The 1,915-nt window shown below is 64.5% G+C and carries 1 pseudogene; it reads right to left on the bottom strand.

Going from position 1 to position 1,915, the window contains the following annotated elements:
• Nucleotides 1-261 precede the first annotated feature (261 nt).
• Nucleotides 262-1,552 (bottom strand): annotated as a pseudogene (locus tag AC1D34_RS37620) (ISNCY family transposase).
• Between the last annotated feature and the right edge of the window lie 363 nt (nucleotides 1,553-1,915).

Below are 1,915 nucleotides of genomic sequence, written 5' to 3'. Positions count from 1 at the left end.
TGTAATCCTTCAGCGGCTCAGCTCGGTCGGCGTGGCCGATCACCTCAATCAAGGCCTCGACATAGGCGTCGAACGCCGCTTCACTCTCCGCGGTCCAGTCGGTCATGGCGGCGCGCTTCCCTGATCTCGAAGCAGCACCCTAACAAGTCTGCGATCAGCGCGAATCCCCCGCATCCGCGACTTTCTGCGACGCGACAATCACGATGCGAGTTCGTATTGCCTCACCCGGCGATGTTCCCGAGTTGAGCAGCGTTTGCCTCACTAGGATGCTCCCGAGCGTGCATCGGTTTGGCCCTTCGGTCGCTCCATGCCGAACACCAGCGCGGAGGCCATCGTGCTACGCCAGCCTTTCAGCCGCCGCTGGACGGTCCGAAGCAAGGCGTCAGGATAGCGGCCGGGATAGATGGTCTGGAGCCGCGCCAGAAGATCGCCGCCCGAGCGCGACGGATCAGCCTCGAACCACGCTTGCAGCTCGTCGCTGACGGCGGCGAGAGGGTCRGGACGGCGTCGACCGCGCTTTTGCTTCGGCTTGTTCTGGGCGGTCGGGCGGACCTCGCCGGCCTGCCAGGCCACGCGCAGCCCCGCCAGGAATGCATCGATCGGAACGGGCGCGGCTTTCATCCCGCTGGAGGCCGCGCCATCGGCGATCGCCGCCAACGACCTCTACAGCTCCCGCATTTCGGCAAGCAGCCGCACGGGATCGAGATCGGCGCGCAACGCCTCGACCCGGCTGCGGATCTCTTGGCTGGTGCGCGGATCCCCGATGAGCCGATCGCAGGGCGTCATCGGTGGATGGTGGCGCTTGCGCACCCTTGCTCCTTCGCGATGCTTCTCCATCAGCTTGAACGATGGCTGGAAGGCGTTCACGAAGAGGCGCGTCGCCGCGTATAGGCGCGCCAGCTCGCGCGCGGCTTCCAGCCCCTCCAGGCGACGATAGCCCACGATGCGACGCACCACGGCGCCATTCTTCTGTTCGATATGGGCCTGATCGTTCTTGCGGTAGGGCCGGCAGCGGGTGAGCGCGATGCCTGCCTCATGGCAGTAATTCCGCACGCTCTCGTTCATGAAGACGGTGTCGTTGTCGACGTCGAACCCCAGAAGCGGGAACGGCATCATCGCCCGCAATTGGTCGAGCACGCCGACCAGTACCGCGCTGCGGGCGAAGCGCGCGATCGATCGTCGCCGCGCTGACGAGGAGAAGCGCGGCCCGGATCCCGGGCGCCAGATCGAGATGACCATGGCGTTCCATCGCCGGCACGAGCGTCGGGATCAGCGCCTTCAGCCTCTTGCCGCAGATGCGGTCGGAAGCTTCCCAAAGCACGATCAACGCTTCTCGCACCGCATCGTCATAAAGCCGCCGGTGCGGTCGTGGTCCGGTCCGCCGATCGCCCAATCCAGCCCGCAGCAGTCGCATGGCGTGCTTGCGATGGTGGCCCGTCATGGCGGCGAACTCGTCCAGGATGCGCCCTTTCTCCTCCCGCTCGCCGCTTCGATAGCGCCCGGCCACCGCCGCCAACAGCTCATCGCGCGTCGCCATGCTTACCCGCCTCATCGTCACCCCCGCCAGCCGTTCCCGATGGGGAGCAGATCAGATGAGGCAACGATCGACCATCAAGGAGCATTCCAGACGAGGCAATGCGCGCTCTCATCCAGATCGTCGCGCTATAACTTTCTGACTCAGTAAGRCTTCTGTAATGGGCCTTTGATCGTCAAGTCCCTCTGAACGATATCTCGTCGCCAGGATCATGCTTCTGTCCGTGGTCAGTACGAAGACCGCCACACCATGCCATCAGATCCAGAGCCGACAGGTCAATCTAGGGGTGCGTGATTTGCCGAGGCAATCACAGCCTTACACACGACCTTGCCAGGCTCTCGTCCCAGCGACGGGACCTCAGATGAAGCGGCGCCGATCCTG

The sequence above is a fragment of the Allobosea sp. P1_A7 genome (assembly GCF_056406775.1).
Note: the sequence above shows the minus strand (reverse complement) of the source record. Positions and strands in the feature narration are given on the sequence as shown.